The organism is Vibrio sp. S12_S33, assembly GCF_963889785.1.
Taxonomy (GTDB): Bacteria; Pseudomonadota; Gammaproteobacteria; order Enterobacterales; family Vibrionaceae; genus Vibrio; species Vibrio aestuarianus.
Window position 1 is genome coordinate 33,408 of sequence record NZ_CAWPQZ010000021.1, and the last position, 26,645, is coordinate 60,052.

Consider the following 26,645-nt stretch of genomic DNA (forward strand, 5'->3'; position numbering starts at 1 on the left):
TAACAGGTGAATGTTTACCTATTACTAACGACTCATTAAATTATTCATTTCTAAAATTGGCATCAAGGTCGCCATTACGATAAATAGAACCAAACCTGCCATTAAAGCGATGAGCGCTGGGGTGAAAATGCCCAATGCGATATTGATGGTCGACTCAAAGTTTGCGTCCTGGTTATCCGCTGCGCGAGTCAACATACTTTCAAGTTCACCACTTTGCTCACCACTGGCGATCATATGCAACATCATCGGTGGGAATAATTTGGTTTGATCCAATGCCTTACGCAAACTGGCACCTTCACGTACGTTATCGGCAGCCATCGTTACTTGCTGCTTGACGTATTGGTTTGCCATTACGTCCACCGCCACCTTCATACCTTCCAAAATAGGAATGGCACTGGAGGTACAAATAGACAAGGTGCGTGCAAAACGTGAGGTATTCAAACCGCGCGAGATCTTACCTATCATCGGCATGTAAATTACTTTTCGGTCCCACTTCAAACGTAAATTTGGTTTACTCAGTAACCATTTAGCAAGGAATACCAGTGCAATGGTTAGCACTAATAGCTGTATACCCCAGTGCTGAATAAAATCACTCGATGACAACAGGAATTGAGTCGACTTAGGTAATTCCTGCCCCATCTGTACAAACTGGCCAATAATTTTTGGCACGACCGCCGCCAGCAAAAAGGCGACAATACCGACGGCAAAAACAACCAAGACTATTGGATAGATCATGGCTTGCATCAGCTTTGAACGCATTTTTTGGCGATTTTCTGCATAATCAGCCAAGCGTTCCAACACCGAATCAAGATGTCCTGATTTTTCACCCGCAGCAACCATTGAACGAAACAATTCATCGAAAATATGCGGGTAGTCACCCAGGCTATCCGACAATGTGTAGCCTTCGGTCACTTTTGAACGCACAGCTGCTAACATGTTACGAATTCGCGGCTTTTCAGACTGTTCGGATACCGCTTTTAAACACTCTTCCAGTGGCATTCCTGACTGCACTAGCGTCGATAATTGGCGCGTGATTAATGCTAAGTCTGGCGTGCTAATGCCGCGTTTCATGCTAAACGGTGACTGTTCTTGCTTCGCTGCTTTCGCTTTGGTTCCCAGCACTTCAACCGGAATTAGCCCTTGCTCTTTTAAGCGTTGGCGAACTTGACGGGCATTATCACCTTCAATAACACCCTTTTTCTGTTTGCCTTTAGCATCTAATGCTTTGTATTCAAATGCGCCCATTAATTACGCTTCCTTGGTCACTCGCATCACTTCTTCTAATGAAGTAATGCCTTGAAGCACTTTATCTAACCCATCATCACGGATACTTGGCGTTCGTTCTCGAACCGATTTTTCGATAGACTGTTCACCCGCTTCACTGTGAATCAACTCTTGCACTTTATCGTCAATTAACAGTAATTCATGGATCCCAGTTCGGCCGCGATAGCCTTTTTGGTTACATTTTTCACAACCTTTGGCACGATATAACGTCAGTTCTTGATCCGGTTGCAGATTAAACAGTTTCTTTTGCTCTTTGTCGGCTGGATAAGCTTCTTTACAATCTGAGCACAAAGTGCGCACCAAACGCTGCGCTAATACGCCAAGCAGCGATGATGAAATAAGAAATGGTTCAATCCCCATATCTCGCAGACGAGTAATCGCGCCAATCGCGGTATTGGTGTGCAAGGTCGACATCACTAAGTGGCCAGTTAAAGAGGCTTGAACGGCAATTTGTGCAGTCTCTAAATCACGAATTTCACCGACCATTACCACATCTGGGTCTTGACGCAAAATAGCACGTAATCCACGTGCAAACGTCATATCCACTTTAGGGTTAACCTGCGTTTGACCAATACCGTCAATATCAAATTCGATTGGATCTTCAACGGTCAAAATGTTGCGTTCGTTGCTGTTGAGCTCTTGCAACCCAGCATACAAGGTGGTCGATTTACCCGAGCCTGTTGGGCCGGTGACCAAGATAATGCCATGCGGCCTTTTGATTAATTGGCGGAAGTTTTCATGGTTTGCCGCTGTCATACCTAAGCTGTGTAAATCAAGGCGAGTGGCATTTTTGTCCAATAGACGCATTACCACACGCTCTCCATGCGAAGATGGCATGGTAGATACACGAACATCAACCGCACGGCCACCAATACGTAATGAAATACGACCATCTTGTGGGACGCGTTTTTCGGCGATATCAAGCTTGGCCATCACCTTCACGCGTGACACGAGCAAGGGGGCAAGTTTACGGCTCGGTGATAACACCTCACGCAACACACCATCAACACGAAAACGAATCGAAAGGACTTTTTCAAAGGTTTCGATATGAATATCGGAAGCCCCTTCTTTGATCGCCTCACCCAGCATCGCGTTAATCAATTTAATGATTGGGGCATCATCTTCCGACTCGAGCAAATCTTCACTTTGGGGCAATTCTTCAGCCAGTGAGAAAAAGTCGTCGTTATCTGCACCAATATCTTCCATCAATTGCCGCGCTTCTGAAGAGTCACGCTGATACGCATCGGTCAACTTACTTTCAAACTCACTTGCGGTCATTTCAACTAAATTTAAAGGTTGTTTAACCACACGTTTGACCTCCACCAGCGATTCTATCGCCAGTGGTGCAACGTAAAACAAAGTCGGTATCGATCTCTCTTCCGCTTGCTCTAACACCAATTTAAAGCGATTGGCGAAACTAAACGGTAAACGACGGTACTGAAGTTGTTGCAAAACATCGGTCATTGCGACTTTTCCATTTGATCGATAAAGGCTTGTACTTCTGGTGCATGAAGGCGCTCAGTACCAAATTTAGGGACAACGGGAATGTTATTATCATCCATCAACTTCAGGCCTTGGTCTAACTTGTACAACTGTTCTGCTCGAATGTAGTTGTATTTGCGCTGTGTAATACCATCTGCCGTCATACCATCACGGATAATGGTTGGCTTGATAAACACCATTAGGTTTTTCTTTTCCACTTGAGTACGAGTCGATTTAAACAAATAACCGAGTCCGGGAATATCACCAAGCAGTGGCACTTTCGATTCACTTTCCACCGCACGTTCGTCAATTAAACCACCCAGTACCAGCATCTGCCCATCTTGAACAATGACTGAAGTATTAAGCTGACGTTTAGCAAAACGTACATCGACCGCGCCATTGGCACCTAATACGTTCGACACTTCTTGTTCAATTTGCAATTGAACGGAATCACCTTCGTTAATTTGTGGTACCACTTTGAGTTTAATACCCACCTCTTTACGGTCAACGGTTTGGAATGGATTATCATTGCTAGAACCCGCCGTTGAACCAGTAAGAACTGGGACTTCTTCACCAACAATAAAAGATGCTTCGCCATTATCCATCACGGTGATACTTGGTGATGACAGAATATTGGAGTTTGAATTACTCGCAACCGCACTGATTAAAGCCGTCCAATCCCCCATCACTAAGCTCATAGCAGCGCCATTGACCGAACCAAGTGCTGAAGCTAATGTTGAGTAATCGCCTTTAGTGGTTGTTTCTTCGTAGTATTTGATAGCACCTGTATCACTATCTCGAATTGGTTTTTTCTCGATGGTATCTTTTGCTTCTTCTAAACCAACCATCACCTGACCAATTGGTGCGCCTGCATTGCCATATTGAATAACAGAGCCGCTTTCCAACGACCCCCATTGAACCCCTAGGTTGATGCCATCACCTTCGGCCATTTCAACAATCAGAGCTTCAATAAGCACCTGTGCGCGACGAATATCAAGCTGGGCTATCACGTCTTCCAGTGCTTTCATAATATCTTGAGGTGCCGTGACGATCAGTGAATTGGTTTGAGGGTGCGCAGAAATCATTACCTCACCGCGTTGCGCCCCTTGACCCGACTTTTGACCCAATTGCTTTTCTGCTTGTAAGTTATCAGAGACACCTTTTAGTACATCGACCAGATCTTCGGCTTTAGCGTACTTAAGGTAAATAACGCGGTTGTTGCCCTTGGTTGCCATCTCAACATCTAACTGTTTGATCAAACGCTTTAAGCGTTCACGCACCTTGGGATCACCCGAGATCAAAATCGCGTTGGTACGATCATCGGCCACAAGCTTGGGTTGCAGAAATTCTGGGGTATTTTTAGCATCATTCGTTTTATTTAATGCCTCAACAATACGTACCATTTCAGCTGCGGATGCATTGTTTAGTTCAACCACTTCAATGTCTTTATCACCGGCTTGGTCAACACGTTTGATAATATCGGCCAAACGGTTAACCACAGCAGCACGTCCAGTAATCAAAATAATATTGGCCGGGTCGTAATGCACTACGTTACCCGCGCCCGCGTTATCAATCAATTGGCGTAACAATGGCGATAACTCACGCACCGAGACATTACGCACGGCAACCACACGCGTAATCACGCTGTCGCCATTTTCTTTCTCGTCATCACCGACCACTGGTATAGCGGATGTTTTTGCATCTTTCGCTTTAATAACTTTCAGGACGCCATTGTCCATCTCAACCACAGCAAAACCATACACTTCCAGTACATTCAAAAAGAAGCTGTAGTATTGCTCTTCAGTGAGCGTGTCGTAACTACGAACGTCGACTTTGCCTCGAACTGAAGGGTCTACAATAATGGTTTTTTCGAGATTACGGCCAACGATATTGATGAACTCTTGAATGTCTGTACCCTTAAAACTGGCACTAAAATCGTTAGCAAGTACCAATGGTGACGACAGCAAACCTCCCATCAATAACCAAGTACTTTTGTTTAACCAATGCTTCACGTCTTACTCCCTAAACTCATGCTTATGCATCAGTCTTTTTAAAATTGGATATAAATGTCATGTGGTTGTCCGTCTCTTTCAACCGTTAAGTTGATTTCGGTTAACTCCGAGACTGACTGAAAAATTTTGCTCATGGCATCTGGATCCGTTAAATCCTGTCCATTTAATTGAATGGCGATATCATCGTTTTGCAAGCCGACAGACTCAAACAATTCAGGGGATTTACCCGGGCTCACTCGGTATCCAAGCACCTTATCATCTCGCTTGACTTGAGACAGGCGAACATACTTGAATATTTCTTGCGGATTGCGAGAAATTGCGATTCGAATGTCATCCAACTTCTCTTCTTCAGACGCGGGGTTATTACCTCGCGCATTAGAAGCAACAACTCTTTCAGGCACTTGCACACTTGGCTTGTGATAATCAACCCCATCTAACATCAGTGTTTCATCACGACCAGAGTTATCAATAATAACACGATCAACTAGCACGGCTTTTAACTTTGCTCTTGTGCCTTCAATCACTTCATTGACGCCATAAGTGGCCTGACTGCCACGATTAGCAATAACCGCCAAACTTCTACTGGGTTCATTACTGGCAACTACACCAACCAACAATAAACTTAAGCTAGTTTTAGGCGCATCTTTGACTACAGTTTGCACCACCTCTGCTTTTTCCTCACTATAACGGCCAAATAAGTCACCTTGTTGTAATGAGGAAAGATCAAGCGACTGCTGAGTAACAGTAGTCGATGAACTTGATGTCGGCACCCAAGGTGCAACATCAAAGGTATTTTGTTGTAGCAACCACACCATCTTGCCCATTATCCAAGCAGATAGAATCAGTAATAACAAAGTGAGAGCAAAACTGATTTGTTTTTGCCACTGTGGTATTTTTTGTAGCAAGCCTATCTGCCATGAGCTTGATGAGGTCATACTGCTAAGATTAATTCGCCTCAAAAGATATCCTTTATTTGCAATTTTTCGTTAACCATTTTGCTTTTGTAACCAGCGATATCATTTTCATATAGTTCATTGCCTTATACAACCGAACTAATATATCACATACCTCTTCAGCGTCCCTTTATCTGACATTAATTTGTCGGGTCGCTTGAAAATCTGGAACGAAAACACCATTGTAAGCCAAACATAAACACGCAAGGCTAACTCTGTTAGAGGCACTTTCCTAGTATGAGTTCTGAGACTGAACAAATAAGATTAGATAAATGGTTATGGGCTGCACGCTTTTATAAAACTCGTTCTATCGCTCGAAACATGGTCGATGGTGGTAAAGTTCACTATAATGGTCAGCGTAGTAAACCTAGCAAAATTGTCGAACTTGGCGCAACCATAACCTTGCGCCAAGGTCCAGAAGAGAAAACCGTGACCGTTGAGAAATTATCTGGGCAACGCCGCGGGGCTCCTGAAGCACAAGCCTTGTATAGTGAAACCAGCGAAAGTATAGCTAAACGTGCACACCATGCCGAGCAACGTAAACTCAATGCACATAATCCAAGCCCAGAGCGACGGCCTGATAAAAAACAGCGTCGAGACATTATTAAATTTAAACATCAATAAAAGCGGGACCATGCTCCGAGGAAATAGCTAAATGGCAAATAACATTTTAAATCGCTACTTATTTAAAGACCTTTCTGTACGTGGCGAATTGGTACAATTGGATAAAGTGTATCAAGAAATCATCTCTAGCAAGGAATACCCTGCGCCTGTACAAAAACTGTTAGGCGAATTGATGGTAGCGACCACATTACTGACTGCAACACTCAAATTTGAAGGCTCGATTACCATGCAACTGCAAGGTAATGGCCCGGTATCGCTTGCGGTGATTAACGGTGACAACGAACAAAAAGTTCGTGGCGTTGCGCGCTGGGAAGGTGATATTGCTGATGATGCAGACCTGCATACCTTAATGGGTAAAGGCCATCTTGTTATCACTATTGAACCAAAGCAAGGCGAGCGTTACCAAGGTGTCGTCGGCCTAGAGGGCGCTAATTTAGTTGAAGTATTAGAGGGCTACTTTATCCGCTCAGAACAGTTGAAGACTCGCCTTTGGATCCGTATCGGTGAGCATGAAGGCAAAGCCCATGCCGCTGGTATGTTGCTACAAACCATGCCTGATGGTACTGGCACTCCCGATGACTTTGAACATTTAGAACAACTGACCAATACCGTCAAAAATGAAGAGTTGTTTACTTTACCAGCCAACGAGCTGCTTTATCGTCTTTATAACCAAGAAAAAGTACAACTGTTCGACCCGCAGCCAGTAGAGTTCCACTGCGGCTGTTCACGTGAACGCAGTGGTGCAGCGATCATCACTATCGGCCAAGATGAAATTAACGACATTTTAGCCACTGAAGGATCAGTTTCTTTACATTGTGATTACTGCGGCACGAATTATTCCTTTGACCAAGCAGAGATAACTGAACTCTACCGTCAAGCGACCCAGAATAACGGTACTCTTCATTAATTTGCATGCATTATCAAGCACGTGAAATACATCCCAGAGCCAGCATCAAGCTGGCTTTTTTTGTGATCAAAATCCAATGAAATCAAACACCAACGTGACAGTACGCCATACTTAATTTTTAAAAAGTATTAATCTTTTTGATCTAGCGCAAAGGTTTACGTGCGCGATAAAATAGTTAGGCCAATATGTGACGGGACATCTAAAACCATACAACAGTCGTGGGCGATTTTTGAGCTACGTCCCTGTTTTATCCCAGTCTCGTTGCTAGCATGGTGAGCAGATAACAATTACAAAATCCCTACAAAATCCTTATAAGGAGCACCTATGACCGTTATGGAACACACAAAGGCTGCACAATTAGACCTAACCCAACACGGATTAAAAAATGTAACTGAAGTTGTTCGCAACCCAAGTTATGAACAACTGTTCGAAGAAGAGACTCGCCCAGAACTCGAAGGCTATGAAAAAGGCATCGTCACTGAGCTTGGCGCGGTAGCTGTCGATACAGGTATTTTTACTGGCCGCTCACCAAAAGATAAATTCATTGTGAAAGATGACACCACTCGTGAAAATATGTGGTGGACTTCAGACACAGTAAAAAACGATAACAAACCCATTGATCAAGAAACATGGAATGACCTAAAAGAACTGGTTACCAACCAGCTTTCCGGTAAGCGAGTATTTGTTTTAGATGGCTACTGCGGTGCAAACCCAGAGTCTCGCCTAAGTATTCGTTTTATCACCGAAGTGGCATGGCAAGCGCACTTTGTTAAGAACATGTTCATCCGTCCTACCGAGGAAGAGCTCGCTACATTTGAACCTGACTTCGTTGTCATGAATGGCGCAAAATGTGTCAACAAAAAATGGGAAGAGCATGGCTTGAATTCTGAAAACTTTACTGTATTTAATTTAAGTGAAGGTATGCAATTGATTGGCGGTACTTGGTACGGCGGCGAGATGAAAAAAGGTATGTTCGCAATGATGAACTACTTCTTGCCTCTACAAGGTATTGCTTCTATGCACTGCTCTGCAAACATGGGTAAAGAAGGCGATGTTGCAATTTTCTTCGGCTTATCTGGCACAGGTAAAACCACCCTTTCAACCGATCCAAAACGCGCTTTGATCGGTGATGATGAACATGGTTGGGATGACGAAGGTGTGTTTAACTTCGAAGGTGGTTGTTACGCAAAAACCATTAAACTCTCTAAAGAAGCTGAACCAGACATCTACAACGCTATTCGCCGTGATGCCCTATTAGAAAACGTAACAGTGCGCAATGATGGCTCTATTGATTTCGATGATGGTTCGAAAACCGAAAACACTCGTGTTTCTTACCCAATTCACCATATCGACAATATCGTTAAGCCAGTTTCAAAAGGCGGTCACGCGAATAAAGTAATCTTCCTATCGGCTGATGCATTTGGCGTGCTCCCTCCAGTATCAAAATTGACACCAGAACAAACCAAATATCACTTCTTATCAGGCTTTACTGCTAAACTTGCAGGTACTGAGCGAGGTATTACTGAACCAACACCGACATTCTCAGCTTGTTTTGGCGCAGCGTTCTTAACGCTACATCCAACCAAATACGCAGAAGTATTGGTAAAACGTATGGAAGCGGCCGGTGCAGAAGCTTACTTAGTTAACACCGGTTGGAATGGCAGTGGTAAACGTATTTCGATTCAAGATACGCGCGGTATTATCGATGCAATCCTAAACGGTTCGATTGAAAATGCAGAGACAAAGCATATTCCAATCTTCAACTTAGAAGTACCAACATCACTTCCAGGTGTTGATGCTGCTATTCTAGACCCTCGTGACACTTACGTTGATCCATTACAATGGGAAAGCAAGGCGCACGATCTAGCTTCTCGCTTTATCAATAACTTTGCGAAGTACACCGATAACGCAGAAGGTCAATCTTTAGTGGCAGCAGGCCCTCAAATCGACTAAAACTGATAAGTTTGTAACAAGCCCCTTTTAACAGGGGCTTTTTTTTGTTGCCGATAAAGAGAATTTGTTTCACTCTGTCACGACAAGGGATTAGGGATAGGGAAATCATGAAAAAGGTATTGGCGTTACTGATTACAGTTATCGCTCTTGTGCTAACCGCGCTGTTGGGCTGTTTTGCTTTGTTACATACCCAATACGCTACACCAGTTAGCCAATTGGTTGTAGAGCGACTTTCTAAGGGCAATATCACCTTTGAATCGGTCGAGTACCAATACCCTTTACATTTTCGCTTTCATCACCTGGTAATACATCAAGATAAACAGACAACCCCCATTGCACAGGCTGATATTTGGCTTAATACCACTCTGATCCACAATAACCAATTGGTAATTGATAGTATCTTACTTGATGGTCTTAGCTTGCAGCATGATATTCCTAACCTGCCGCGCCTTCCTTATCTCTATCTTCATCAATTAGCACTGCATAATGTCGATATCGCTCATCAAAGTTGGGTGGCCCGTGGAGTTAATACGCAGATCAAGCAACCCTCTTGGTCAGATAAGCACTCATCAATTCCTTTTGGAGAGATTCAATTTTCTGCCGAACAACTCTACTGGCAAGGTGAAGCTTTAAATAATGTGCTGCTAGATATGGATTACAAGCCACATAACAGCACCGTTTATGGGCTTTCATTTACATGGCAAGGTGCGGCTATTTCAGGACAAGCTGAACAATATCCACAAGGATGGTCTCTGGTCAACGTCACGGTTGATAAACTCAACCTTAGCGCCAACGAAAGTAAGCGACTGACTCGAATCAGCCAAGCGTATTTAATCAACCAGATCGATCACATCAACAGTCTGGATATCTTAAATAGCAATTTGACTATGGATGATGTGAACTTGCGCAATGTTGATATCTCACTAGAAAACCTCTATCCGCACGCTTCACTTTGGCAACAAAAGCAAGGCTATGTATCACTTAGAGCAGACGATGCGACTTGGTTCGGTCAGCAGTGGGTTGAACCCAGTATTAGTATCGAAACGCGCCCAGGGCAACTCATTATCAATGACTTTAATGCTGAGCTGTATCAAGGTGATATTCAGTTATCGGGGAGCATGACTCCATCGTCTCTGTCATTAAAGCAGCTTAATGTTCGCGGTTTAAAATGGGTCAATGAGACGGCACATGGCTTCGATTGGCTCGCTCAGTTGCTATCACCAATTGAAAACATGAGTATAGAAAAGCTAAATATCGGTAACAGCCAGATTATACAACTTGCCAAAGCCCCTTACTGGCAACTTTCTGGTGTAAATATCGAGGGACACGATCTGACGTTGATTAACAACAAACGCTTTGGGTTATGGCAAGGAGAGTTGCAGATAACAGCAAATAGCGCCAGTTATGACAGTGTACTTGCCACGCAAAGCGTGATTGAAATGCACAGCGATCAAGGAAAGTGGAGTTTAGATCGCCTGTTTATTCCTTTAGAAAAAGGTTATATCGATGCAATAGCTAAGTGGGACTTCAACGCAATCAGCGGGCCTTGGCAAACTGAAATTCACGCTGATGGTTTTTCTCTATCTCTTATCAATAATGCTCTACCATTACCTTTTAGCATCGAAGGGGTTAGTGAATTTGAAGTGCAATTGCAAGGTCTGGCGAGTGATCACTCAACTCTAGCTCATTCCTTAACGGGTAGTTTGAAAGCAAACCTACGCGAAGCAACGTTACTGACCAGCAATGAATACGATCAAAGAACAGAGCATCCTTTTAACTTGGATGACCTGACGATTACCGCTGATCGGGGACGCATAATAATTGAACCCACTCAACTGGCCACGCAGGATATACAACTGAACATCACTGGTAATATTGACTTACTCGATATGAAAAATGCACAGATTAGCGTTGATGTTAAGCAAACTTGCCGTGAAACTCGCTTTGAACTGATTCACGACAAGCAGCAAATGAACTATTCATGTGACCCTCAAGAGTCAGATAATTCTGCCAACAGCTCTTGGTAATTGGGGATAAGCATGTAAGTACCAACGAACTCAACTGCTGGTTTATCCCCACTAGCAATAGTCACATCCACCACAATACGCGCTTTGCGTCCGCTGGCTAATCGGTCTAAATCACCACTGATCCCATCAAGTGATGTTAATGCCACCGGATTATGTACTACAGGGTGACGATAACGAATTCGACTATCAACCAAAACAATGTCACCGTCTAGGTTTCTCTCTCGCATCAATAACCACGCCATCCCCCAGCCGGTAAGAGTTGCCAAGGTAAATGCTGAACCGGCAAACATGGTGTTATGCGGGTTAAGGTTGGGATTTAATTGGGCACTACATTCAAATTGGTAACCAGTATACTGAGTAACTTTAATACCCATTTTTTCACTAATGGGGATATGAGTCGCCCAACGCTCTTGTAATTCCGTACACCATTCAGGCTTGCGTAATACGTTTGCCATAGGGTCAAGCGGCTTAACCATTTGCTGATGACGCACTGGGCCACGCTCATCGGTTAACGATCCACGTCTTTCAAAGCCATTCCTTTCATAAAAGGCGATGGCATCTTCGCGCGCATTACACACCAAACGCTTCGCTCCCTCTTGGCGAGCAAGCGACTCTAATGCCACCAGCACAAGTGAACCCATGCCTTTGCTACGACGACTACTTTTGACCGCCATGTAGCGAATTTGACCTTCACAGTCAGGCGTGATGTAAAGTCGACCAATCGCAATCGGCCGTCCACGCCCATCGACGATCATGCGGTGGTGGCTCATGCCATCATATTCATCTCGTTCAGAACCAATCGGCAAATGCCATGGTTCACGCAACATTTGCCAACGAAAGTGATAATACTTATTGAGTTGGTTGTCGGTAATTGGTGTAATCAGTTTAAACATATTGCTATCCCTAAATTGCCGAACCTACTAGTAAGAACGATACCCGAACAGCTTGAAGTTACAGATAGATGGCAAGCAAGTTCCCCCCATCAGCATAGATAAACTATGTGCTTGGGGGGTGAAAACCTAACCAACACTGCTGTAGCCTCTAGCTGGGAAAGGTATATCCAAACTAAAGAAGCGACCATTAATTCCTTTATTAAACCTGAAGCCAGAACGTTACTGGACCATCATTGATCAGTGATACTTTCATATCCGCGGCAAAGCGGCCTCGCTGAGTAGGTAAGACTTGTTCACATCGATCCGAGAAGTAATCATACAGACGTTCAGCGTCTGCCGGATGAGCACCTTTAGAAAATCCTGCTCGCGTTCCCTTTTTCGTATCAGCAGGTAATGTAAATTGAGACACCACCAATACCTGACCGTTCACTTGTTGGACGTTTAAGTTCATCTTTCCGTCTTGGTCTTCAAAAACGCGGTAGCTAGTGACTCGTTCGACTAGACGCTTTGCTTTCGCTTCATCATCGTCTTTTTCAACACCCAGTAAGACTAATAAACCTTGGTTTATTTCACCAACCACTTGACCATCAACACGAACGGCGGCTTCACTCACTCTCTGGATCAACGCTATCACTTTGACTTCCTTTCACTTCTTGATTTGAAACTGGCGATGAGTTTAGCATTTCTTTGCTGTTGCTCCAGTGCTCTTTCTCACCTAAAGCAGCTGTCACTTCAGCACCAACCAACACAATCATCCAACACAAATACACCCAGACAAACAAAATAGGAATTGCAGCTAGCGCGCCATAAATAAGTTGATACGAAGGAAATTGAGTAATGTATGCAGCAAACCCTTTCTTGCTGAATTCAAATAAAAGCGCAGCCACAATAGCGCCAATAAGTGCATGGGAAAAATGCACTTTCTTGTTGGGAACCAGTAGGTAAAGGCCCACAAATGCGCAAAATGACAAGATAAAAGGCAGCCAGCGTAGTAGTAAATTATACGCTCCGGTGACGGTTTCATTATCAACGATTTTCAGAGAGGTGATGTAAGACGTCGCCGCAATACTCGCACCAACCAAAATAGGGCCAAGTGTCAACACCATCCAGTACATTGAAAAAGACAGCACCATACGACGCTTCTTTTTTACTCGCCAAATGTAGTTCAAATTCTTATCAATATTTGATATCAGCATTAACGCGGCGACAAATAAAAAGCCACCACCAACTGCCGTCATCTTGCCCGTATTGGCAATAAACTCGATTAATGCTTCGCGCACCACATCACCCGCAGCAGGAACAAAGTGGGTAATAACGAAATCTTGAATCACAACACCAACATTGGTGAAAATAGAAAATGAGGAGAGAATGGACAGAAGAACAGTCAGCATCGGAACAATCGATAGTAACGTGATATAGGCTAAATAGCCCGCATTTACGTTAACACGGTCATGGCCCATACGGTTCAGCAGATAACGTATAAACTGGATCCCAGCTTTCACGGCTTGATCAAATTTCAACTTGTATCTCCCTATCAACTCATTCATTGTACTAGACTTATCCATAAACCGCTTACTCATACCACCAATCACTTTGAGACTCCGTCGTATCAAAGTCATTCTAATCGAAAGGAAATTAAGATGCCTTATTTGCTCGCCGTACTTGTCTCCATCTTCACGTTAACAGGTTGTCAATCGGCTTACTATTCTGCGCTGGAACAAGTTGGTTATCACAAACGAGATATTATGGTTGATCGCGTTGAAGATGCTAAAACCTCTCAACAAGATGCTCAGCAAGAATTTACTAGTGCTCTAGAGGCATTATCTGTACTGACCAATTTCAACGGCGGTGAGCTTGAAGAAGTTTATAACCAGATCAACGATAAATACCAGGATAGTGAACAAGCCGCACAAGAGGTTAGTAATCGTATTGCTGCCATTGAAGATGTATCTGATGCCCTATTTGATGAATGGCAATCTGAGCTAGAACTTTATACCAGCAGCAAACTGAAACGAGCAAGCCAACAAAAGCTGAAAGAAACAAAAGCGTCTTATCAAACCATGCTGTCAGCCATGAAGCGCGCCGAGCAGAAAATGACACCAGTACTTAATACGCTCAGAGACAATACGTTGTATTTAAAACACAACTTGAATGCGAGTGCGATAGGTTCTATGCAAAGTGAATTCATCAGTTTAGAGCAAGATATCAGCTATGCGATCAAACAAATGAACACTGCGATTGCTGAGTCTGATAAGTTTTTAACCAAGCTCAACGCTAAATAAAAGACACTTACGCCGACTGAATCTCATACTAATCACAGTAAATACATGATCAGAAATAGCGTAAAAAAATGCTTGATAACAAGGCGGAATTTATCGATCAGTAGTTATTCTACCATCAAAAATTCTAACGCCGTTATCGAGTGTTTTAACAAGCGAGGATGACCAGCTATTCACTATGATTGGTATTAGCTTCGATAAAGTCGGCTCGCTCTATTACGCTTCCCCAAGGCACTTCAATCACCTCAAATCCAAGCGTTTGGTAAGTTTCTTGTAGCTTACGATGAATCTCTAACGCTTCTAAAAATGAATGAGGACGCACGGCATCCTGAACGTAAATTGACGCTTCAGGACGGCAGAGAAAAGCATATCGATGATAACCTTGGCTCTCTTGAATATATTCATCAGGCACTGCCAAGCCACCTTGCTTTAGATAGGCGCAAATATCAGGAATCGCTCTATCCAAAAAACACTGTTTTCCACTTTGTTGCGCTTGCCGCTTCTGTTCACTCATCAATTGTAAGCATAACTGCGCAAAAGCCGCTAAGTCAGTCCACGGTAATATGCCATCTTTATGCTGGCTTTGCTGCTCAATCAGCGTACGAGAACCTTCAGCAAAGGTGAGATATCCTCGGTGTTTTAATTGTTCAATGATTGTGGTTTTTCCAGCTCCAGGACCGCCAGAAATAATAATCGGTTTCATCTTCTTCCTTTAAATAAAAACGACAGATACAAAAAAGGGCGAGAAGTTATTTCTCACCCTTTCATATTACTCTACGAAGTGCAGGTTTAGCTTTTAAGCTTAGCCACGGCTTGCACGTTTACGATCGTTTTCAGTCAGGTGACGCTTACGAATACGAATGCTCTCTGGCGTTACTTCTACTAGTTCATCATCATCAATGAACTCTAGAGCTTGCTCAAGCGTGTACTTGATTGCCGGAGAAAGCACTTGCGCTTCATCAGTACCAGAAGCACGAACGTTAGTTAGCTGTTTACCTTTCAGGCAGTTAACTGTTAAGTCGTTAGAACGGTTATGAATACCGATAACTTGACCTTCGTAAACTTCATCTGCGTGCTCAGTAAATAGACGGCCACGCTCTTGTAGGTTAAACAGTGCGTAAGTCAATGCTTTACCGGTTGCATTAGAGATAAGCACACCATTGTTACGTTGACCAATGGTACCACCTTTGTGTGGACCGTAGTGATCAAATGTATGGTAAAGCAAACCAGAACCTGAAGTCAGCGTCATGAATTCCGTTTGGAAACCAATCAAACCACGAGATGGCATCGCGAAGTCTAAACGTACACGGCCTTTACCATCTGGAGACATATCTTTCAGTTCACCTTTACGTAAACCAATTTTCTCCATAATGCCGCCTTGGTGTTCTTCCATTACGTCGATGGTTACCGTTTCAAACGGTTCCATTTTCTGACCATCTTCTTCTTTGATGATAACTTCAGGACGAGATACCGCTAACTCAAAACCTTCACGACGCATGTTTTCGATAAGGATTGAAAGGTGAAGCTCACCACGACCTGATACACGGAAACGGTCTGGGTTATCAGTTTCTTCAACACGTAGTGCAACGTTGTGTACCAATTCTTTTTGCAGACGCTCAAGAATGTTACGTGAAGTCACGAACTTACCTTCTTTACCTGCAAAAGGAGAAGTGTTTACTTGGAAAGTCATGGTTACTGTTGGTTCATCAACAGAAAGTGGAACCATAGCTTCTACATTGTTTTGGTCACAGATAGTGTCCGAGATTTTAAGCTCGCCCAAACCCGTTACCGCGATAATGTCACCAGCATTAGCTTTTTCAACTTCATGACGCTCAAGGCCAAGATAACCTAAAACCGTACCCACTTTACCGTTACGTTTTTTGCCGTCTGCACCAATAATGGTCACTTGTTGGTTTGCTTTAACAGAACCACGAGTTACACGACAAACACCGATAACACCAACATAAGAGCTGTAATCAAGCTGAGACACTTGCATTTGCAGCGGGCCATCAAGGTCTACGTTTGGTGCTTCTACTGTGTCAACAACTGCTTGGAACAGTGGTTCCATATTTTCGCCAGTCTCACCTTCTTCTAGCGTAGCCCAACCGTTTAGTGCTGAAGCGTAAACGACTTTAAAGTCTAGCTGTTCATCAGTTGCACCTAGGTTATCGAATAGGTCGAATACTTGATCCATAACCCAATCAGGACGAGCACCTGGACGGTCGATTTTGTTGATAACAACAATTGGCTTCAAGCCGTGTGCGAATGCTTTTTGTGTTACGAAACGCGTTTGTGGCATTGGGCCATCAACAGCGTCAACGATAAGCAAAACAGAGTCAACCATAGACATGATACGTTCAACTTCACCACCGAAGTCTGCGTGTCCTGGGGTGTCTACGATGTTGATGCGGTAATCGTTCCAGTTGATTGCTGTATTTTTCGCAAGAATAGTAATACCGCGCTCTTTCTCGATATCGTTCGAGTCCATGACCCGCTCTTCCGTTTCACCGCGAGACTCTAACGTACCTGACTGCTGCAGGAGTTTATCAACCAAGGTTGTTTTACCGTGGTCGACGTGTGCGATGATCGCGATATTTCTTAATTTATCAATCTGTGGAGTAGCCATGGATTTTGCTTCACTTATTAAAGGAGTAACTCGCTTCGGGACATTACTGCAACGAGCATAGAACTTGATTTTAAAAACGGTCAATAATGTACCAGATTTTGGCGAAAAACCTAGAAATATGTGATCTATCACGCTGATTTTCGCTCCCTACCAGTTTAGCCCTTAACTTGATTTGAAACAAATTGCATCAAAAGGAACAAAATCCTCATTGACAAGATGTTTAAATCTAGGCTGAATAGTCCAAGCTTGTTTGATAATGGTGCAGCGAAAACAACCAAGCACCAACATGGTGCAGAGAAAGATCATTATGGTGCAATCATCTATTAAAACCAGACACTAAATTAAGCAACCAATTGAAATTAATGGACTAATTTTTTTGGCATGAATTTGGCTTTAACGGAAACAGCATCGATTAATAAGTTTGAAATGAAATTAATCAATGCTAGTTTCAATCGATTCGGGCTATTACCGCTTTAATAACACTGGAGGTTATCCAAGATGTCAGTAGAAAACGTTCTATCGCTTATCCAAGAAAACGAAGTTAAGTTTATTGACCTGCGCTTTACCGATACAAAAGGTAAAGAGCAACATATCTCAATTCCTGCTCACCAAATCGACGCAGACTTCTTCGAAGAAGGTAAGATGTTCGATGGTTCATCAGTTGCTGGCTGGAAAGGCATTAATGAATCTGACATGGTAATGATGCCGGACGCATCAAGTGCAGTTCTTGACCCATTCACAGAAGATGCAACGCTAAACATCCGTTGTGATATTCTAGAGCCTGCAACCATGCAAGGTTACGACCGTGACCCACGCTCTATCGCTAAACGCGCTGAAGATTACATGCGCTCTACAGGCATAGCAGACACCGTTCTTGTTGGCCCAGAACCTGAATTCTTCCTATTCGATGACGTGAAATACAGCAACGACATGTCTGGTGCATCATTTAAAATTGATGACGTAGAAGCAGCATGGAATACTGGTGCCGACATCGAAGGCGGTAACAAAGGTCACCGTCCAGGTGTTAAAGGTGGTTACTTCCCAGTAGCGCCAGTTGACTCATCACAAGATATTCGCTCAGCGATGTGTTTGATCATGGAAGAGATGGGCTTAGTTGTTGAAGCACACCACCATGAAGTAGCGACAGCGGGTCAAAACGAAATCGCAACTCGCTTCAACACGCTAACGACTAAAGCAGATGAAATCCAAATCTATAAGTACGTTGTTCATAACGTTGCTCACGCATTTGGTAAAACAGCAACTTTCATGCCTAAACCACTTGTTGGCGACAACGGTAGCGGTATGCACGTTCACCAATCTCTAGCAAAAGACGGTGTAAACCTATTTGCTGGTGACAAATACGGCGGTCTATCTGACCTAGCGCTTTACTACATTGGCGGTATTATCAAGCACGCGCGCGCTATCAACGCATTTGCTAACCCGTCAACTAACTCATACAAGCGTCTTGTTCCAGGGTTTGAAGCACCAGTTATGCTCGCTTACTCAGCTCGTAACCGCTCAGCTTCTATCCGTATCCCTGTGGTACCAAGCCCGAAAGCACGTCGTATCGAAGCTCGCTTCCCAGATCCAGCAGCAAACCCATACTTAGCGTTTGCAGCACTTCTTATGGCTGGTCTTGATGGTATCAAGAACAAGATCCACCCAGGTGAAGCAATGGATAAAGATTTGTATGACCTACCTGCGGAAGAAGCAGCTGAGATTCCAAAAGTAGCAGAATCACTAGAAGTGGCTCTGAAAGCACTGGACGAAGACCGTGAGTTCTTAACCGCTGGCGGCGTATTCTCTGATGATTTCATCGACTCTTACATCGCGCTAAAATCAAAAGATGTAGAACGTGTGAATATGGCTGTTCACCCACTAGAATTTGAATTGTACTACTCTGTATAATTCTTATCCCAAGTGTAAAATGTAACTTTGGTTACTGATTTATTAGGCTCGCCTCGCAGGCGGGCCTTTTTAATATTAGGAGAAAAGCAAGCACACGCTAGCATTAGTGTTATAGCAATAACGGCCATATGCGCCGCTATTCACCTAATGTGAAAACATCTTTTTGAAGGAAGAGATCGTGAACCTAATTCGTAGCATCATCATTACGCTCAGCGTGTTTATTGCAACACTTAGCAACGCTCAGAATGTGTACACATGGGTAAATGGCGATAACATTCGCCACTTTAGTGATGAGCCAATAAGTGATGATGCCCAACTAAACTACCGAACTGAAAAAATAGTCATTGCCGACGCTCATGTCGTAGCCACAACTCCTACTTTTGAAGCACTCGAACCTGCCGAGCAACCTCAGCTCGACAAAACCACGCAAGATAAATACTCACCAGTTTTAGTGCCACTTACCATAACTATCATTTCACCAACCAATAATGAAAATATTCATAACAGCGCTGGGCAAATTACGATTCAATTTGAGCTGAATCGCCGTTTAAGTGCCGTAGAACAATTGCAACTACTACTTAATGAAAAGCCCTATAGCGCGCCAACAAATCAAACTCGTTGGGTGCTAAAAAACATTGACCGAGGCAGTCATCGCTTTTTAATTCAATCAGTTGTAAACGGCAAGGTTATTGCATCTTCATCGATTGTGACGGTGCATTTACATCGAGCAACTGTGAAACAATGACCTTCTGACCAAGACGCTTGATATAACAATAGGTTTCACTTTTTCTTCTGATACCAATGCGCCATACTTAGCCATATGATGCACCAAGTTTGTGCGGCGCACCATTTTGGAACGCGAACAAGGATGAAAACGTGAATTACGAGCTAAGCCAAACCATTTTAAACAATGTGGTCACCGCGACATTGATGCTAGATGAATCACTTTCGGTCCGTTACGCCAACCCTGCAGCAGAACAATTATTTTCCCAAAGTGCCAAGCGTATCATCAACCAACCTTTATCGAAATTAATCCAGCATGCTTCGTTAGATTTAGCATTGCTATCTCAACCTTTGCAAAGTGGTCAAAGCATTACTGACAGTGATGTTACGTTTGTCGTTGATGGTAAACCGCTGATGCTTGAAGTCACTGTAAGTCCAATATCTTGGCAACGTGAATTAATGCTATTGGTCGAAATGCGAAAAGTGGGGCAACAGCGTCGCCTAACTCAAGAGCTCAACCAACACGCACAACAACAAGCTGCAAAGTTACTGGTGAGAGGCTTAGCACATGAAATTAAAAACCCATTAGGTGGACTGCGTGGTGCAGCTCAACTGCTGGAAAGAATGCTTCCTGACCAGAGCTTAACTGAATACACCCAAATCATTATTGAGCAAGCAGACCGCTTACGTGCGCTGGTGGATCGCTTGCTTGGTCCACAAAGACCTGGCAAAAAGCAGTCTGAAAACTTGCATGTCATCTTGGAAAAAGTTCGACAGCTGGTCGAGCTAGAAGCTAGCACCAATTTAGTAATAGAGCGAGATTATGACCCAAGCCTGCCGGATATTTTGATGGATACCGATCAAATCGAACAAGCTTTACTCAATATCGTCAGCAATGCAGCTCAAATATTAACATCCCAGCCACACGGAAAAATAACGTTGCGCACCAGAACGGTGCACCAAGCTAATATTCATGGCCAGCGGCATAAATTGGTCGCACGTATCGAGATCACCGATAACGGACCTGGTATTCCATTGGAATTGCAAGACACACTCTTCTACCCAATGGTCAGTGGGCGAGAAGGCGGGACAGGCTTAGGTCTCTCAATCTCACAAAATCTCATTGACCAACATAATGGAAAAATTGATGTAGAAAGCTGGCCAGGTAGAACAACATTTACAATATATTTACCCATTTCACCACTGTGATATTCAGTTTGCTGTCAAGGAATAAAAATTATGAGTAAAGGATACGTTTGGGTTGTCGATGACGATAGTTCAATCCGTTGGGTAATGGAAAAAACACTTTCGTCTGCCAATATAAAATGTGAAACCTTCTCGGATGCAGAAAGTGTATTGATGGCACTAGAAAGAGAAACGCCAGATGTACTCATTTCAGACATACGAATGCCAGGCATTGACGGTATCGAACTGCTCAATCAAGTTCACTCTCGCTCTCCTGAATTGCCCGTTATTATTATGACCGCGCATTCTGACCTAGACGCAGCCGTTAATGCTTATCAAAAAGGCGCTTTTGAATATCTGCCTAAACCATTCGATGTAGATGAAACACTTACCTTAGTTGAACGAGCGATCGCTCACGGTCAAGAGCAACGTAAAGAACAATCAGCCCAGCAAGCTGGCATTGATGACACGCCAGAAATCATCGGTGAAGCACCATCAATGCAAGAGGTGTTTCGTGCGATTGGTCGTTTATCTCGTTCGTCTATTTCAGTGCTCATTAATGGTGAGTCAGGTACCGGCAAAGAGTTAGTCGCGCATGCACTTCATCGCCACAGTCCTCGCTCACAAAAACCGTTTATAGCCCTGAATATGGCCGCAATCCCCAAAGACCTTATTGAATCGGAGCTATTTGGCCATGAGAGAGGAGCATTCACTGGTGCGAATAGCGTCCGCCAAGGCCGCTTCGAGCAAGCCAATGGTGGAACGTTATTTCTAGATGAAATCGGTGATATGCCACTCGATATTCAGACCCGTTTATTACGCGTCCTCGCCGACGGTCAGTTTTATCGGGTTGGAGGACATTCAGCGATCAAAGTTGACGTACGCATTGTCGCTGCAACTCACCAAAATTTAGAGAAGCTCGTTCATCAAGGCAAATTCCGCGAAGATTTATTTCACCGCCTCAATGTGATTCGAATTCATATTCCAGCACTACGTGAACGACGTCAGGATATTGAAAAGCTAACAAAACATTTCCTAGCCCTAGCAGCGAAAGAGCTAAGTGTGGAGATGAAGACCTTACACCCTAAAAGTGTCGAGATTTTAAATCGATTAGAATGGCCAGGTAACGTGCGTCAACTTGAAAATATTTGTCGATGGCTAACCGTGATGGCAAGTGGCAGTGAGGTTCTGCCCAGTGATCTTCCTTCCGAATTATTATCAGAAAAGAAAAATAACGAGTTTGATAATGATATAAGTTGGCAACAACAACTTGCAAGTTGGGCTAAGTCATCCTTAGCTTCAGGAGAAACTGAACTGCTTTCTTACGCACTCCCTGAATTTGAACGTATACTTTTAGAAGCAGCACTCCATCATACCAATGGGCATAAACAAGATGCCGCAAAGGTGCTAGGATGGGGACGCAACACGCTGACAAGGAAGTTAAAAGAACTTTACTAATAACTTAAGCTGGTGATTAGCTTGTAATCAGCAAGCTAAATCCCCCTCTTCCTTCGCGTGTTTTCTCAATTTTTTATGGAAGAAAAGACACGATATGCCATTTATCAACCAAATTACGCTGAGAGCAGCCGTTGTTCTCCCGTTTGTTATGATCTTCCTGCTCACCATTGGTGTGATCATTGGCGTTCAAAAATATCACTATGAAGGTGTCGTGGATGACCTTAGTAGCAAACAACTTATTTCTTTAACAAATAACGTTGAGCAACATCTACTCAACTTTCTCGACAAACCGTTTCAAGCAAGTCTCGCTCTCAGTCATAGCATTGGCTTCAACCACCTCTATACTCCAGGTAACACAAGTAAAATTGAACAATATTTGCTAACCAGTTTCGATAGTCTTTACAAAACAATCGAGCAGCTTGATGTCATCAGTTTTGGTGGGGAGCAAGCCGAGTTTGTTGGTTTTAGAAAAGAAAATGACCATGAATACTCGCTCATGCTGCAAGATGAAAGAACGCAACAGAATTTAATCATCTATAAAGGTGACACGATAAATGGAAGCATCCGCTCTACCATTGTTGATTATGATCCTCGAATCCGGCCGTGGTATAGCCCTGTAGCCAAAAGTCTCACATCTGGCTGGTCTTCTATTTATGCCAATGTCGACGAACGCCAAGAAGTCACCCTCTCAGCTCTCGCTCCCGTTTTTGATAGTAGCCAATTTATCGGCGTCGTCGTTAGTGATGTAAAAATAAACACCTTCAACACCTTTCTTAATTCATTAAGAAAACAGACGCGTGCCAATGTATATATCATAGATCAGCAGAAACGGCTTGTTGCCCACTCAAACGCAAGTGCCGTTGTCTCATGGGGAACTAACTTATCCCCCCAAGGAGAACGACTATTTGCAATAGAAAATACAAACCCTGTAATACAAGCCAGTGCTCAATATGTCGATACCCATAATACGTTGCTATCCTCTTCACTCAGTAAATTTGAAACCAGCGTCGATAGAATTCGTTACTTCAATCTTCTCACTCCATTTAAAGATCAATATGGCCTTCATTGGTTCATAGGGGTCTCAATATCGGAAACTGATCTATTAGGCAAACTTCCAGAAAATCAGCAAAATAGCTGGATAATCGGATGCATCGTCAGTCTGATCGGCATTGGAATTGGGCTTATTGCATTTAATCATGTAACCACACCGATTACTGCTACAGCTTCTGCTGCCAAACAACTTGCAAAAGGAGACTGGGAAAGTGCGATGCCTAAGGCAGGAAAGATTTATGAGATAAGCTTATTGGTTTATTCATTTAATGAAATGGCAAATAATTTAAAAGCCTCGTTTAAAGCACTTCGTTCTCAATTGGTCTATGACTCTCTTACTAAACTTTATAGCCGAGAGGGTTTAATAGAAAGCTGTGAGCATTTAAATAAACTCAACGGTAGCCTGCTTATCGTTGGTATAGATAAATTCAGAGACATCAATGACAGCCTGGGATATCAACAAGGCGATAAATTACTAGTGATCATTGCAGAAAGACTACGCTCTCTTTTTGCTAACAACTCATACATTGCACGTATTGGTGGCGATGAGTTTGCCATTTACATACCATCCGCAAAGCAAAGATCTGAAACCCAAAGCGCAGCAAATAACATTCTACAAATGTTTTCAGCCCCCGTTGCGATGTACAGTGAACAAGTAGTGATCAACGTATCCATTGGTGTTGTGCTCGGTGATGAGAGCGCGAATATGACACTCAGTCTACGTAACGGTAGTATCGCATTAAGCAATGCAAAACTAGAACTGACACACATCAGCTATTACTCACCAGAAATGGCTGAGCAATCACGTAAACGCACGCAAATGCTGACTCAAATTAAGCTGGCGATTGAGAACCAAGAATACATCCCCTTTTATCAACCTATCGTAGAGCTTACTACGGGTAAAATTGTAGGTGCAGAAGCTTTAGCACGCTGGGTAACATCAAGTGGTGAGATTATCCCCCCTTTAGACTTTATTCCAATTGCGGAAGAGAGTGGCTTCATCGGTTTAATTGGCGAGCAAATCTTATACAAATCTTGTTTTGATACCATGAAAGGTATCCAGATGGGGAAATGGGATAGCACTTTCAAGATCCATGTAAATCTATCGGTAAACCAACTTTCTCAACCAGATTTTATCGAACAACTTGAGCAGACCTTAGAAAAAACAGAACTTCCCCCAAGCAACCTGACGCTAGAGATAACTGAATCTAGAATTGTAGATAACGATCCGGTCATTCTCGAAAACATGAAGTCACTCAAACAACTTGGGATTGATATTGCCATCGATGACTTTGGTACAGGTTATAGCTCTCTCGCTTATTTGCACAAACTCCCTTTTGATTGCTTAAAAATTGATAGGGCATTTGTTTCCCAGTTAGCTCAAGAAAACACAGATAGTTCAGTTGTTGCTGCAATTATTAACATGACTCGCGGTTTTAATGTCGAAATAGTCGCAGAGGGCATTGAGACTAATGAACAAGTGGATTTACTCAAACAGCTAAAATGCGCGCATGGACAAGGCTTTTTATTCAGCAAAGCCATTCCTTTTGCAGATTGGCCAACAGATATGGTTAACGTGAAACAAAAATCGACGAAATAGACCGATTTTAACGGCTTTACTACTGACACTGATCATATTGATTTTTATACTAGTGTCAGATAAAAACATTCGGAAAGAAAATAATGATAACTAAAAACCTACCGCTTACAGATTTACATCGCCACCTCGACGGTAATATTCGAACCAAAACCATCTTAGAACTCGGCCAACAATTCAATGTAAAACTTCCTGCAGACAACATTGAACAATTAACACCACACGTACAAATTGTCGAAGCCGAACCATCACTTGTTGCCTTCCTATCTAAGCTCGATTGGGGTGTTGCTGTACTTGGCGATCTTGATGCGTGCCGCCGTGTTGCTTACGAAAACGTTGAAGATGCTTTAAATGCACAAATTGATTATGCAGAATTGCGTTTCTCACCTTATTACATGGCGATGAAACATAACCTACCACTTGCAGCAGTCGTCGAAGCTGTGGTTGATGGCGTTCGAGCAGGAGTTCGAGATTTTGGTATTCAAGCTAATCTCATCGGTATCATGAGTCGAACTTTCGGTACAGAAGCGTGTCAGCAGGAATTGAATGCTATTTTGACGCAAAAAGACAACATAGTTGCTGTCGATCTCGCCGGTGATGAACTTGGTCAACCCGGAGACCGTTTTATCTCACACTTTAAGCAAGTAAGAGATGCAGGTCTGAAAGTAACTGTACACGCTGGCGAAGCAGCAGGTGCCGAAAGTATGTGGCAAGCCATTAAAGAGCTCGGCGCAGAGCGTATTGGGCATGGCGTAAAAGCAATCCACGACCCACGACTCATGGATTATTTGGTAGAAAAGCGTATTGGTATCGAGTCATGCTTAACATCCAACTTCCAAACCAGTACTGTTGACTCACTCAATCTTCATCCTATTAAGCAATTCCTTGAACATGGTGTACTTGCCTGTTTAAACACTGATGACCCTGCAGTTGAAGGCATTGAATTACCTTATGAATATGAAGTTGCAGCACTTCAAGCCGGTCTTTCTCAAACTCAAATTCGCCAAGCTCAAATAAACGGATTGGAGCTTGCTTTCCTTACAGAAGAAGATAAAAGTGCATTACAAGAGAAAGTAGCCAGCCGTTAATAAAGAACAAATATTTTTTTATCTAAGCCGATCATGTTATACCAATCACAGTAAATAAGTGATCAGAAATAGCGCAGGAAAAAGGCTTGAGAACAAGGCCGGATTTTTAGATAAGTAGTTATTCTACAATCAAAAATTCTAACGCAGTTATCGAGCATTTTAACCAGCTAGGATGAACAGTTATTTACTACGATTGGTATTATGTATCGGCTTTTTCATACTCATTTTTAGTGCTGTGCACTTCTGTCGCTGTAGCAATAAGATATGGGAAGAGAAGAGAGGCTAGTGGAAGGAAAATAAGTGATGAGTATTTTAATACCTTAAACGCAAAAAACCCCAGCATTGCTGCTGGGGTTTCTAATAAAGTGGCGGAGCGGACGGGACTCGAACCCGCGACCCCCGGCGTGACAGGCCGGTATTCTAACCAACTGAACTACCGCTCCGCTGCGTGTCTGGTTAGACAATATTCAAAGCCTGGCGATGTCCTACTCTCACATGGGGAAGCCCCACACTACCATCGGCGCTATTGCGTTTCACTTCTGAGTTCGGCATGGAGTCAGGTGGGTCCGCAACGCTATGGTCGCCAAGCAAATTCT

General features: G+C 43.3%; 20 protein-coding genes, 1 tRNA gene and 1 rRNA gene. 11 read left to right on the forward strand and 11 right to left on the reverse strand.

Translation table 11 applies throughout. From position 1 onward, the window contains the following. Window positions 1–24: 24 nt before the first annotated feature. From gspF to gspC, 4 genes are read right to left on the reverse strand one after another with little or no spacing between them, the layout of a single operon-like run. Window positions 25–1,245, reverse strand: a complete 1,221-nt coding sequence (gene gspF / locus AACW06_RS11245; RefSeq protein WP_168786872.1) for a type II secretion system inner membrane protein GspF — start codon at window positions 1,243–1,245, stop codon at window positions 25–27. A gap of 3 nt (window positions 1,246–1,248) precedes the next feature. After that, entirely contained in the window at window positions 1,249–2,748 is a 1,500-nt protein-coding gene (gene gspE / locus AACW06_RS11250) for a type II secretion system ATPase GspE (protein ID WP_192075117.1), read from the reverse strand. Further along, a complete protein-coding gene (gene gspD / locus AACW06_RS11255; RefSeq protein WP_192075118.1) occupies window positions 2,745–4,778 on the reverse strand; it encodes a type II secretion system secretin GspD in 2,034 nt (677 codons plus the stop codon). The genes gspE and gspD overlap by 4 nt, the downstream gene beginning before the upstream one ends. A 38-nt stretch (window positions 4,779–4,816) precedes the next feature. Beyond that, window positions 4,817–5,737 carry a type II secretion system protein GspC gene (gene gspC, locus AACW06_RS11260; RefSeq protein ID WP_238336684.1) on the reverse strand — a complete coding sequence of 307 codons (921 nt, stop codon included), beginning with the start codon at window positions 5,735–5,737 and terminating at the stop codon, window positions 4,817–4,819. Between the two features lie 231 nt (window positions 5,738–5,968). On the opposite strand from gspC, the gene hslR reads away from it, so the two are divergent. The 4 genes from hslR to AACW06_RS11280 all read left to right on the forward strand — a co-directional run bounded on the left by hslR (window position 5,969) and on the right by AACW06_RS11280 (window position 11,242). Then, on the forward strand, window positions 5,969–6,355 hold the full coding sequence (gene hslR, locus AACW06_RS11265; RefSeq protein WP_053312243.1) for a ribosome-associated heat shock protein Hsp15: 387 nt from the start codon (window positions 5,969–5,971) through the stop codon (window positions 6,353–6,355). A gap of 31 nt (window positions 6,356–6,386) precedes the next feature. Continuing rightward, the gene (hslO, locus tag AACW06_RS11270; RefSeq protein ID WP_192075119.1) at window positions 6,387–7,262 is read left to right on the forward strand and encodes an Hsp33 family molecular chaperone HslO; all 876 of its coding nucleotides are present in this window, start codon (window positions 6,387–6,389) and stop codon (window positions 7,260–7,262) included. A 324-nt stretch (window positions 7,263–7,586) separates the two neighbouring features. Next, a complete protein-coding gene (gene pckA / locus AACW06_RS11275) occupies window positions 7,587–9,215 on the forward strand; it encodes a phosphoenolpyruvate carboxykinase (ATP) (RefSeq protein ID WP_192075120.1) in 1,629 nt (542 codons plus the stop codon). A 107-nt stretch (window positions 9,216–9,322) separates the two neighbouring features. Further along, complete coding sequence (locus AACW06_RS11280) at window positions 9,323–11,242, forward strand: AsmA family protein (protein ID WP_192075121.1); 1,920 nt, start codon at window positions 9,323–9,325, stop codon at window positions 11,240–11,242. Here the strand turns inward: AACW06_RS11280 and AACW06_RS11285 are convergent. The 3 genes from AACW06_RS11285 to AACW06_RS11295 all read right to left on the reverse strand — a co-directional run bounded on the left by AACW06_RS11285 (window position 11,206) and on the right by AACW06_RS11295 (window position 13,682). Next, the gene (locus AACW06_RS11285) at window positions 11,206–12,135 is read right to left on the reverse strand and encodes a bifunctional GNAT family N-acetyltransferase/hotdog fold thioesterase (RefSeq protein ID WP_053312247.1); all 930 of its coding nucleotides are present in this window, start codon (window positions 12,133–12,135) and stop codon (window positions 11,206–11,208) included. The two genes, AACW06_RS11280 and AACW06_RS11285, sit on opposite strands and share 37 nt — an antisense overlap. A 199-nt stretch (window positions 12,136–12,334) precedes the next feature. Continuing rightward, window positions 12,335–12,769: a D-aminoacyl-tRNA deacylase gene (gene dtd / locus AACW06_RS11290; protein WP_053312248.1), complete on the reverse strand. Its 435-nt coding sequence runs from the start codon at window positions 12,767–12,769 to the stop codon at window positions 12,335–12,337. Next, window positions 12,741–13,682 carry a virulence factor BrkB family protein gene (locus AACW06_RS11295; protein WP_272956760.1) on the reverse strand — a complete coding sequence of 314 codons (942 nt, stop codon included), beginning with the start codon at window positions 13,680–13,682 and terminating at the stop codon, window positions 12,741–12,743. The genes dtd and AACW06_RS11295 overlap by 29 nt, the downstream gene beginning before the upstream one ends. Window positions 13,683–13,775: 93 nt before the next feature. On the opposite strand from AACW06_RS11295, the gene AACW06_RS11300 reads away from it, so the two are divergent. Next, window positions 13,776–14,417, forward strand: a complete 642-nt coding sequence (locus AACW06_RS11300) for a DUF2959 domain-containing protein (RefSeq protein ID WP_192075123.1) — start codon at window positions 13,776–13,778, stop codon at window positions 14,415–14,417. A 166-nt stretch (window positions 14,418–14,583) separates the two neighbouring features. Here the strand turns inward: AACW06_RS11300 and AACW06_RS11305 are convergent, their stop codons facing one another. After that, window positions 14,584–15,117, reverse strand: a complete 534-nt coding sequence (locus AACW06_RS11305; RefSeq protein ID WP_192075124.1) for an AAA family ATPase — start codon at window positions 15,115–15,117, stop codon at window positions 14,584–14,586. Window positions 15,118–15,216: 99 nt separating this feature from the next. Then, window positions 15,217–17,040 (reverse strand): translational GTPase TypA, encoded by a 1,824-nt coding sequence (gene typA / locus AACW06_RS11310; RefSeq protein WP_192075125.1) that lies wholly within the window; start codon window positions 17,038–17,040, stop codon window positions 15,217–15,219. A 498-nt stretch (window positions 17,041–17,538) separates the two neighbouring features. Between typA and glnA the strand changes: the two genes are divergently transcribed. From glnA to add, 6 genes are all read left to right on the forward strand, one after another. Further along, window positions 17,539–18,948 (forward strand): glutamate--ammonia ligase, encoded by a 1,410-nt coding sequence (gene glnA / locus AACW06_RS11315; RefSeq protein WP_192075126.1) that lies wholly within the window; start codon window positions 17,539–17,541, stop codon window positions 18,946–18,948. 178 nt (window positions 18,949–19,126) lie between these two features. Then, window positions 19,127–19,693, forward strand: coding sequence for a nitrogen regulation protein NR (locus AACW06_RS11320; RefSeq protein WP_192075127.1), 567 nt, complete (start codon window positions 19,127–19,129; stop codon window positions 19,691–19,693). 131 nt (window positions 19,694–19,824) lie between these two features. Continuing rightward, the gene (gene glnL, locus AACW06_RS11325; protein WP_053312253.1) at window positions 19,825–20,880 is read left to right on the forward strand and encodes a nitrogen regulation protein NR(II); all 1,056 of its coding nucleotides are present in this window, start codon (window positions 19,825–19,827) and stop codon (window positions 20,878–20,880) included. 30 nt (window positions 20,881–20,910) lie between these two features. Next, a complete protein-coding gene (gene glnG / locus AACW06_RS11330) occupies window positions 20,911–22,314 on the forward strand; it encodes a nitrogen regulation protein NR(I) (RefSeq protein ID WP_192075128.1) in 1,404 nt (467 codons plus the stop codon). 94 nt (window positions 22,315–22,408) lie between these two features. Continuing rightward, a complete protein-coding gene (locus AACW06_RS11335) occupies window positions 22,409–24,964 on the forward strand; it encodes a bifunctional diguanylate cyclase/phosphodiesterase (protein ID WP_192075129.1) in 2,556 nt (851 codons plus the stop codon). An 83-nt stretch (window positions 24,965–25,047) separates the two neighbouring features. Next, the gene (add, locus tag AACW06_RS11340; protein WP_192075130.1) at window positions 25,048–26,049 is read left to right on the forward strand and encodes an adenosine deaminase; all 1,002 of its coding nucleotides are present in this window, start codon (window positions 25,048–25,050) and stop codon (window positions 26,047–26,049) included. A 366-nt stretch (window positions 26,050–26,415) separates the two neighbouring features. On the opposite strand, the gene AACW06_RS11345 is transcribed toward add, so the two are convergent. Together AACW06_RS11345 and rrf are read right to left on the reverse strand one after the other, a co-directional pair. Continuing rightward, window positions 26,416–26,492 (reverse strand) — tRNA-Asp (locus AACW06_RS11345). A 29-nt stretch (window positions 26,493–26,521) separates the two neighbouring features. After that, window positions 26,522–26,637, reverse strand: a 5S ribosomal RNA gene (gene rrf / locus AACW06_RS11350). Window positions 26,638–26,645: the final 8 nt, after the last annotated feature.

Coding starts and splice junctions, on each gene's coding strand:
- gspF (WP_168786872.1), bottom strand. CDS start 1,245: ATGGGCGCATTTGAATACAAAGCATTAGATGCTAAAGGCAAACAGAAA.
- pckA (WP_192075120.1), top strand. CDS start 7,587: ATGACCGTTATGGAACACACAAAGGCTGCACAATTAGACCTAACCCAA.
- gspE (WP_192075117.1), bottom strand. CDS start 2,748: ATGACCGATGTTTTGCAACAACTTCAGTACCGTCGTTTACCGTTTAGT.
- AACW06_RS11305 (WP_192075124.1), bottom strand. CDS start 15,117: ATGAAACCGATTATTATTTCTGGCGGTCCTGGAGCTGGAAAAACCACA.
- glnG (WP_192075128.1), top strand. CDS start 20,911: ATGAGTAAAGGATACGTTTGGGTTGTCGATGACGATAGTTCAATCCGT.
- hslR (WP_053312243.1), top strand. CDS start 5,969: ATGAGTTCTGAGACTGAACAAATAAGATTAGATAAATGGTTATGGGCT.
- typA (WP_192075125.1), bottom strand. CDS start 17,040: ATGGCTACTCCACAGATTGATAAATTAAGAAATATCGCGATCATCGCA.
- AACW06_RS11295 (WP_272956760.1), bottom strand. CDS start 13,682: ATGAATGAGTTGATAGGGAGATACAAGTTGAAATTTGATCAAGCCGTG.
- hslO (WP_192075119.1), top strand. CDS start 6,387: ATGGCAAATAACATTTTAAATCGCTACTTATTTAAAGACCTTTCTGTA.
- glnA (WP_192075126.1), top strand. CDS start 17,539: ATGTCAGTAGAAAACGTTCTATCGCTTATCCAAGAAAACGAAGTTAAG.
- AACW06_RS11335 (WP_192075129.1), top strand. CDS start 22,409: ATGCCATTTATCAACCAAATTACGCTGAGAGCAGCCGTTGTTCTCCCG.
- AACW06_RS11300 (WP_192075123.1), top strand. CDS start 13,776: ATGCCTTATTTGCTCGCCGTACTTGTCTCCATCTTCACGTTAACAGGT.
- add (WP_192075130.1), top strand. CDS start 25,048: ATGATAACTAAAAACCTACCGCTTACAGATTTACATCGCCACCTCGAC.
- AACW06_RS11285 (WP_053312247.1), bottom strand. CDS start 12,135: ATGTTTAAACTGATTACACCAATTACCGACAACCAACTCAATAAGTAT.
- AACW06_RS11280 (WP_192075121.1), top strand. CDS start 9,323: ATGAAAAAGGTATTGGCGTTACTGATTACAGTTATCGCTCTTGTGCTA.